This is a genomic window from Mesorhizobium sp. M2C.T.Ca.TU.002.02.1.1 (genome assembly GCF_003997225.1).
The window spans coordinates 1-8,013 of sequence record NZ_RZTO01000223.1 but is presented as its reverse complement, the minus strand read 5'-3'; the positions used below and the strand labels follow the sequence as shown (position 1 = coordinate 8,013).

The window sequence follows — 8,013 nt, the reverse complement described above, 5'->3', positions numbered from 1 at the left end:
GACCTGCCGCGCGCCGATCCCAAGACCGATGCGCCGGTCAAGCCGCGCGACGTGTTCGCCTACTTCATCACCGAAGGCAAGGTGCGCGCCCCGTTCGGCGCCATGGCGCTGATGAAGCGGGTGGCGAACTGATAAGGGCAAACCCCACAATCTTCGCGGCGATCGTAACGTAATCGATACTTCCTTGCTGCACTAATGGACCTACGTCAGGTTGCAGAAGCCCGGCGCCGGCAAGGACGCGTGCATGCTGCTCGACTACAATTCATTGCTTCTGGCCGTCGGCTTCTCCGCCGCTTGCCTCAGCCTCACCCTGTTCGGAACCTGGATGGCCGCGCGTTCCGACAAGTTCCTTTTGACCTGGGCAGTCAGCGTGCTGGTCGTGGTGGTCGAGGTCTTTGCCTACGACGCCTATATCGCAAGGCCCGGAACGGCGCTCGGCGTGCTGACGCTGGCGCTGCTCTTGCTGGGCTTCTCGGTCATGCTGGGTGCTGCCTATCAATTCAGGACCAGGCGCTCGCCCTTGCCGCTGATCGCGCTCTGCGCCGGCATTTCCTATGCTCTCGCGCTGCCGCCCATGGCCCTCGGCTATGACGGACTGGGTTTCATGCTGGAGAACGCGCTGGCCGCGCTGCTCCTGTTCGGAACCGCCTATGAATATTGGCGAGGCCGCGCGGAAGCGCCCGTCCATCTCATCGGCGTGGCGCTGCTCTACTCGCTGACCGCGGCATCCTTCGTGCTGTGCGCGGCCGTGCTGGCATGGGACGGCAAGCTCGTCCTCGGCCATGCGCCGAGCAACTGGGCGGAGGATCTGAGCCTCGTCATCGTCATCGCCTCCATGACCGGCATCGGCGCATTGTCGCTGGCGCTCAACCAGGGGCGGCACGCCCGCCATCATCAGCGCGAGGCGCAGACCGACGCCTTGACCGGCCTGCTCAACCGCCGCGCTTTGTTCGACCTGCACGGCAAGGCACCGGTCAGCGCTTTCACGGCGGTGGTGGTGTTCGACCTCGACGGCTTCAAGGCGATCAACGATCAGTTCGGCCACGCCGCCGGCGACGAGGTGCTGAAGGTCTTCGCCCAGGTGCTCTCCACCGACCTGCGTCCGAACGACTCCGTCGCCCGCATGGGCGGCGAGGAATTCGCGATGGTGCTGAGGCGCACCTTGCCCGAGACGGCCGAGGCGACGGCCGAACGTGTCAGGGCCGCCTTCGCCGCGCGTACCGTCGAGACGGAGACCGGGCCGTTGCGCTGCACGGTCAGCGCCGGCTTCGCCTTCGGCAGCAGCGATGGCATGAGCTTCGACAAGGTCCTCAGCGCCGCCGACAAGGCGCTCTATGCCGCCAAACGCGGTGGCCGCAACCGCGTGCTCGACTTCCGCCGTGCCGGGTGACCTTTACGGCCCCGTGCTCGCCCTCAGTGGTGGGCGATCACTTCGTTGAAGGCGTCGAGATCGACGTAGAAGACCTTGGTCATTTCGCCCAGCAGATCGTCCTCGTCATAGCCTTGCGACATCAGGATGTTGATCGCCGTCATGATATCGTCGCGATCGGTGAGGCGCCGCTTCTGATAGTCCTCGACAAAACGTTCCATCGCCGTCCCCTGGCACGAATCTTTTGGACGCGTTGACCGACAATCACTGGGAGGAAAGCTAGGCAGGCTTGCTTGCGTGGAACTTGCGGGCGGTGACCGCGCGCCTTCCCCCTTCATTCGCGACTGATACGGAAAGCGGCCGACTCACCAAGGCCAAGAAAAGACTAGCATGTGGTATTGAGCGCGCCAGAGCGCTCAACAACTTCGTCATCCTTGGGCGCAACGACGCGAAACGGAGCGAAGACCCAAGGATCCATTCCGTTACTTCCGAGCGTCATTTACGGCGTAGAATTTGGAATGGCGACGACCCAGGCTACACTGTCAGGAACTTCCGCACATCCGCCCTATCGAGGTCTTCCGCCGGCCCTGTATGCACGATCTGGCCGCGATCCATGATGTTGACCTCGTCGGCAAGCTCGCGACAGAAATCGAGATACTGCTCGACCAGAAGCACGGCGATCCCCGCCTGGTCGCGCAAATAGCGGATGGCGCGGCCGATATCCTTGATGATCGAGGGCTGGATGCCTTCGGTGGGTTCGTCGAGCACCAGGAGCTTCGGCCGCATCACCAGCGCCCGGCCGATGGCGAGTTGCTGCTGCTGGCCGCCGGACAGGTCGCCGCCGCGGCGGCCGAGCATCTGCTTCAGCACCGGAAACAGCTCGAAGACATGGGCAGGGATATTGCGGTCGGCGCGCCGCAAAGGCGCGAAGCCGGATTCCAGGTTCTCGCGCACCGTGAGCAGCGGAAAAACCTCCCTGCCCTGCGGTACGAATGCGATGCCCGACCGGGCGCGGTCATACGCCGCGCTCCGGTCGAGCGCCTTCCCCTCGAAGGCAACGCTTCCGCTCGTCAGCCGGTGGTGGCCGACGATGGATCTCATCAAACTGGTCTTGCCGACGCCATTGCGGCCGAGCACGCAGGTGATCTTGCCGGCGCCCGCCTTCAGCGAAACGCCGCGCAGCGCCTGGGCGGCGCCGTAATGCAGCGTGGCGTTGGAGACTTCGAGCATGGTCAGCCTCTCCTCCAGCGCTTCAGGAAAGAGAAATCGAAACGGAAGAACGGAACCCGCCAGACCATGCTCATCGCCCCAGATAGACTTCGACGACGCGCTCGTCCGCCGAGACGAAGTCGAGCGTGCCTTCCGACAGCACCGAGCCTTCATGCAGGCAGGTGACCTTGACGCCAAGCTCGCGCACGAAATGCATGTCGTGCTCGACGACGACCACCGAATGGTCGCGGGCGATGTCCTTGAGCAGGCGCGCGGTCTCCTCGGTCTCGGCATCGGTCATGCCGGCGACCGGCTCGTCGACGAGCAGCAGCTTCGGGTCCTGCGCGAGCAGCATGCCGATCTCCAGCCACTGCTTCTGGCCGTGGCTGAGATTGGCGGCGAGTTCGTCGCGCTTGTCGCCGAGACGGATGATGCCGAGTATGTCGTCGATGCGCCGCGCCTCGGCGGCGGAACTGCGGTGGAACAGCGCCGGAAAGATCGAGCGCGGCCCCTTCAGCGCCAGCATGAGATTGTCCTCGACGCTGTGGCTCTCGAAGACTGTCGGCTTCTGGAACTTGCGGCCGATGCCCATCATGGCGATCTCGGCCTCGTCATGCCGGGTGAGATCCACCTGGCCGTCGAAGAACACTTCACCCTCGTCCGGCCGCGTCTTGCCGGTGACGATGTCCATCATCGTCGTCTTGCCGGCGCCGTTGGGGCCGATGATCGCGCGCATCTCGCCTTTGTCGAGCACCAGCGACAGGTTGTTGATGGCGCGAAAACCGTCGAAGGAAACCGAGACGCCGTCGAGATAGAGGATGGTGTTCGACTTGCTCATGATCGTTCACTCCGCCGGCTGCGGTTCGGCGCCGGCAGCGGACCAAGCGCCCGGTGTCCTCGCCGCCGAACGCACGATCTTCGGCTCCGGTGCGTCAGGATCGACCCCGGCCTCGGCGCCAAGCGAAGCCGCGCGCAGCGCCTTCGCCTTGCCGCGCCAGCCGTCCCACATGCCGACGATGCCCTTGGGCAAAAGCAGCGTGACGGCGACGAACAGCCCGCCCAGCGCGAACAGCCAGAATTCCGGCAGTACGCCGGTGAACCAGGATTTGCCGGCATTGACCAGCAACGCGCCGAGGATCGGGCCGACGATGGTGCCGCGCCCGCCGACGGCGGTCCAGATCACCACCTCGATCGAGTTGGCCGGATCGAATTCGCCGGGATTGATGATGCCGACCTGCGGCACGTAGAGCGCGCCGGCGATGCCGGCCATGATTGCCGAGACGGTGAAGGCGAACAGCTTGACGTTCTCGGCCCGCCAGCCGAGGAAGCGGGTGCGGCTCTCGGCATCGCGCACCGCTACCAGCAGCTTGCCGTATTTGGAGCGCACGATCGCCGCCGTGACGAAGACGGCCAGCGCCAGAGTGACGGCGCTGGCGGCGAACAGCGCCGAGCGCGTCGCGTCCGCCTGCACGGCGAAGCCGAGAATATCCTTGAAATCGGTCAGGCCGTTGTTGCCGCCGAATCCCATGTCGTTGCGGAAGAAGGCGAGCAGCAGCGCATAGGTCATCGCCTGGGTGATGATCGAGAGATACACGCCGGTGACGCGGCTACGGAAGGCGAACCAGCCGAAGACGAAGGCGAGCAGGCCCGGCACCGCAAGGACCATGAGCGCCGCAAACCAGAAATGATCGAAGCCGTACCAGAACCAGGGCAGCTCCTTGTAGTTCAGGAACACCATGAAATCGGGCAGGATCGGATTGCCGTAGACGCCGCGCGAGCCGATCTGGCGCATCAGATACATGCCCATCGCATAGCCACCGAGCGCGAAGAAGGCGCCGTGGCCAAGCGAAAGGATGCCGCAATAACCCCAGACGAGATCGAGCGCGAGCGCGAGCAGCGCGTAGCAGAGATATTTGCCGACCAGCGCCACGATGTAGGGCGGGATGTAGAAGGCGCTTTGCGGCGACACCGCGAGGTTAAGCAGCGGCACGATGATGGCGGCTGCCAGCAAAGCGAGGATGGTGAAGGCGATCCGGCGGTCGGCGGAAAAGAAGCGCTGCGCGATCATGCTTCCACCGCCCTGCCCCTCAGCGCGAACAGGCCGCGCGGGCGTTTCTGGATGAACAGGATGATCAGCACGAGCACGACGATCTTGCCGAGCACCGCGCCGGCATAGGGCTCGAGGAACTTGTTGACGATGCCGAGCGAGAAGGCGCCGACCAGCGTGCCCCACAGATTGCCGACGCCGCCGAAGACAACGACCATGAAACTGTCGATGATGTAGCCACGGCCGAGATTGGGCGAGACATTGTCGATCTGGCTGAGCGCCACACCGGCGATGCCGGCGATGCCGGAGCCGAGCGCGAAGGTCAGCGCGTCGACCCAGGGCGTCCTGATGCCCATCGAGGCGGCCATGCGGCGGTTGGCGGTGACGGCGCGCATCTGCAGCCCCCAGGGCGTGCGCTTCATGACGTAGAGCAGCACCGCGAACACGGCGAGCGCAAACACCAGGATCCACAGCCGATTCCAGGTGATGGCGAGCTGGCCGACATCGAAGGATCCCGACATCCATGACGGGTTGCCGACCTCCTGGTTGGTCGGTCCGAAGATGGTGCGCACCGCCTGCTGCAGGATCAGCGAGACGCCCCACGTGGCCAGAAGCGTCTCCAGCGGTCGGCCATAGAGGAAGCGAATGATGCCGCGCTCGATCGCTAGCCCAACCAGCCCCGCCACAAGGAAGGCGAGCGGCAGCGCGATCACCAGCGACCAGTCGAACAGGCCGGGAAACGAGGTGCGGATCACCTGCTGGACGACGAAGGTGGTATAGGCGCCGAGCATCACCATCTCGCCATGCGCCATGTTGATGACGCCCATGACGCCGAAGGTGATGGCAAGCCCGATCGCCGCGAGCAGCAGCACCGATCCCAGCGAAATGCCGTACCAGATGTTCTGGCCGGCATCCCACAAGGCGAGCTTGGAGTTGATATGTCCGATCGCGGCGTTCGCGGCGTCCTTGACCGCGCCCTGAGCATTGGCATCGACCGAAGTCAGCAACGAAAGCGCATCGCGGTCGCCGCGCGCGGCGATGACCGGGATGGCCGCGAGCTTGTCGGCTTCGGGCTTGTCCGAAACCAGGACCGACGCGGAGCGTGCCTGCTCAAACAGGGTTTTCACGCCGGGATCGGTCTCCGCGGCGATCGCGGCATCAAGCGGCTCGATATTCGCGGCATCGGGCGTCTTGAACATGGTCATCGCCGCGGCAAGGCGCACGCTCGCGTCCTTGGCCCGCAACGTCAGCGTGCCCAGCGCGTCGCGGATCGTGCGGCGCAGTCCATTGTTGACCTTGATCTTGGTGAGATCGGTCTTGGCGGCGTCGGCCACCTTTTTGCCGCTCAGCGGGTCGAGCAATTCGATGCCATCTCCCGCCTCCTTGCCGACGAACACCTGGGAGTCGCTCTTGCGGATGTAGAGATTGCCATCGGCCAGCGCCGAAAGCGGGCGCTCGACAGCTGGATCGCCGCTGGCAGTCAGCTCGCGCACGACCGCCTCGGTTGCCGAGAAACCGCTGGCGGCCGCGAACTTGGCGATCGTCGCGCGCAGATCGGCCTCGGCGGCTTGCGACGGCAACAGGCTTGCCATCGTCAGCAGCAACATCAGACCAATTGCGCGCAGCAATAGCATTGTCGTCTTCAAACCGGCTTTCTCATGCAATTCCAGGAAAGGTGCGAAGCGGTTTTCCGGAATTGCGCAATCTTGGTTTCGGTGATCTTGCCCGGGCGGACTGAAAGGCCCGCCCGGGCAGCGGTCTCGGATCGTGGGGCCACTCCTCGATCCGCCAGACCTGGGAGGATTAGGAGACCTGGACCTGGACCTGGACCTGGACCTGGATCAGTTGGTCCCCTTGCCGCCGCACTTCCCCGTCTTGACGTTGAAGTTGCCGCAGCTCAGCGGGGCGCGCCAATCGGAGATCAGGTCCTTGGAATCCGGCAGATAGTCCGACCACTCGTCGCCCATCACGAGGCCGGGCGTCTGCGAGACGGTCTCGAACTGGCCATCGGCCTGGATTTCGCCGATCAGCACCGGCTTGGTGATGTGGTGGTTCGGCATCATCGTCGAATAGCCGCCGGTCAGGTTCGGCACCGAAACGCCGACCATGGCGTCGATGACCTTGTCCGGGTCGGTGGTGCCGGCCTTCTCGACCGCCTTCACCCACATGTTGAAGCCGATGTAATGGGCTTCCATCGGGTCGTTGGTGGTGCGCTTGTCGTTCTTGATGAACTTGTGCCAGTCGTCGATGAACTTCTTGTTCGCCGGCGTGTCGACGCTCTCGAAGTAGTTCCAGGCGGCGAGATGGCCGACCAGCGGGCCGGTGTCGAGACCGGCGAGTTCCTCCTCGCCGACCGAGAAGGCCATGACCGGGATGTCTTCGGCCTTGATGCCCTGGTTGCCGAGTTCCTTGTAGAAGGGCACGTTGGCGTCGCCATTGACGGTCGAGACCACGGCCGTCTTCTTGCCGGCCGAGCCGAATTTCTTGATCGCCGAGACCTCGGTCTGCCAGTCGGAGAAGCCGAATGGCGTGTAGTTGACCATGATGTCTTCCGTCGGCACGCCCTTCGCCTTCAAATAGGCCTCGAGGATCTTGTTGGTGGTGCGCGGATAGACGTAGTCGGTGCCTTCGAGCACCCAGCGCTTCACCGAGCCGCCATCGGCGCTCATCAGGTAATCGACGGCCGGAATGGCCTGCTGGTTCGGGGCAGCGCCGGTGTAGAAGACGTTGCGCTCGCTCTCCTCGCCCTCATATTGGACGGGATAGAACAGGATGTTGTCGAGCTCCGAGAACACCGGCAGCACCGACTTGCGCGACACCGAGGTCCAGCAACCGAACACGGCCGCGACCTTGTCCTTCGAGATCAGCTCGCGCGCCTTCTCCGCGAACAGCGGCCAGTTGGACGCCGGGTCTACCACCACGGCTTCCAGTTTCTTGCCGAGTAGGCCGCCCTTGGCGTTCTGCTCCTCGATCAGCATCAGCATGACGTCCTTCAACGTCGTCTCCGAAATCGCCATGGTCCCCGACAGCGAATGGAGGATGCCGACCTTGATCGTGTCTTCCGCCGCCTTGGCGGACGCCGACACCAGCAGGCCGGCCGCGACGACGCCCGCCGACAGGATCTTTGTTATTTTCGCGAAGTTACCCCTCATATGACACGCTCCCAAGCTTGGTTGTTTGCACCGCAATATTAGCGGTGCAAACGACGTGCCAGACGGGAATGCGTTCAACGAAATTTCGGGATAACGAAGCGATTACAGCTGGTTATCCGGCAGCCGGGAAACTTTTCGCATCCGCTGCGATGCAGCGGACTGAGAAAAGTTTACGCAACGCTGCCTAGATTTTGCCCAAATGGTAAAAATGCTCAAACTTTCATCATGACGCCAAG

7 protein-coding genes and 1 pseudogene are annotated in these 8,013 nt (G+C 63.8%); 2 read left to right on the top strand and 6 right to left on the bottom strand.

The genetic code is table 11. From position 1 onward, the window contains the following. A pseudogene (locus EOD07_RS38520) lies at positions 1-132 on the top strand (DUF72 domain-containing protein); the annotation flags it as partial. A 112-nt stretch (positions 133-244) separates the two neighbouring features. Next, positions 245-1,390, top strand: coding sequence for a GGDEF domain-containing protein (locus tag EOD07_RS14205; protein WP_127235922.1), 1,146 nt, complete (start codon positions 245-247; stop codon positions 1,388-1,390). Between the two features lie 23 nt (positions 1,391-1,413). Here EOD07_RS14205 and EOD07_RS37650 read toward each other — a convergent pair whose 3' ends face one another. The 6 genes from EOD07_RS37650 to urtA all read right to left on the bottom strand — a co-directional run bounded on the left by EOD07_RS37650 (position 1,414) and on the right by urtA (position 7,777). Beyond that, a complete protein-coding gene (locus tag EOD07_RS37650) occupies positions 1,414-1,590 on the bottom strand; it encodes a hypothetical protein (protein ID WP_164772243.1) in 177 nt (58 codons plus the stop codon). 313 nt (positions 1,591-1,903) lie between these two features. Beyond that, positions 1,904-2,599 (bottom strand): urea ABC transporter ATP-binding subunit UrtE, encoded by a 696-nt coding sequence (urtE, locus tag EOD07_RS14200; protein ID WP_041000655.1) that lies wholly within the window; start codon positions 2,597-2,599, stop codon positions 1,904-1,906. Positions 2,600-2,669: 70 nt separating this feature from the next. Then, positions 2,670-3,416: an urea ABC transporter ATP-binding protein UrtD gene (gene urtD / locus EOD07_RS14195; RefSeq protein ID WP_127235921.1), complete on the bottom strand. Its 747-nt coding sequence runs from the start codon at positions 3,414-3,416 to the stop codon at positions 2,670-2,672. Between the two features lie 6 nt (positions 3,417-3,422). After that, the gene (gene urtC, locus EOD07_RS14190; protein ID WP_127235920.1) at positions 3,423-4,646 is read right to left on the bottom strand and encodes an urea ABC transporter permease subunit UrtC; all 1,224 of its coding nucleotides are present in this window, start codon (positions 4,644-4,646) and stop codon (positions 3,423-3,425) included. Then, a complete protein-coding gene (gene urtB / locus EOD07_RS14185; protein ID WP_127235919.1) occupies positions 4,643-6,259 on the bottom strand; it encodes an urea ABC transporter permease subunit UrtB in 1,617 nt (538 codons plus the stop codon). Before urtB ends, urtC begins: the two co-directional genes overlap by 4 nt. 207 nt (positions 6,260-6,466) lie before the next feature. Next, a complete protein-coding gene (gene urtA / locus EOD07_RS14180; RefSeq protein ID WP_127235918.1) occupies positions 6,467-7,777 on the bottom strand; it encodes an urea ABC transporter substrate-binding protein in 1,311 nt (436 codons plus the stop codon). Positions 7,778-8,013: the final 236 nt, after the last annotated feature.

Coding starts and splice junctions, on each gene's coding strand:
- EOD07_RS14205 (WP_127235922.1), top strand. CDS start 245: ATGCTGCTCGACTACAATTCATTGCTTCTGGCCGTCGGCTTCTCCGCC.
- EOD07_RS37650 (WP_164772243.1), bottom strand. CDS start 1,590: ATGGAACGTTTTGTCGAGGACTATCAGAAGCGGCGCCTCACCGATCGC.
- urtE (WP_041000655.1), bottom strand. CDS start 2,599: ATGCTCGAAGTCTCCAACGCCACGCTGCATTACGGCGCCGCCCAGGCG.
- urtD (WP_127235921.1), bottom strand. CDS start 3,416: ATGAGCAAGTCGAACACCATCCTCTATCTCGACGGCGTCTCGGTTTCC.
- urtC (WP_127235920.1), bottom strand. CDS start 4,646: ATGATCGCGCAGCGCTTCTTTTCCGCCGACCGCCGGATCGCCTTCACC.
- urtB (WP_127235919.1), bottom strand. CDS start 6,259: ATGCTATTGCTGCGCGCAATTGGTCTGATGTTGCTGCTGACGATGGCA.
- urtA (WP_127235918.1), bottom strand. CDS start 7,777: ATGAGGGGTAACTTCGCGAAAATAACAAAGATCCTGTCGGCGGGCGTC.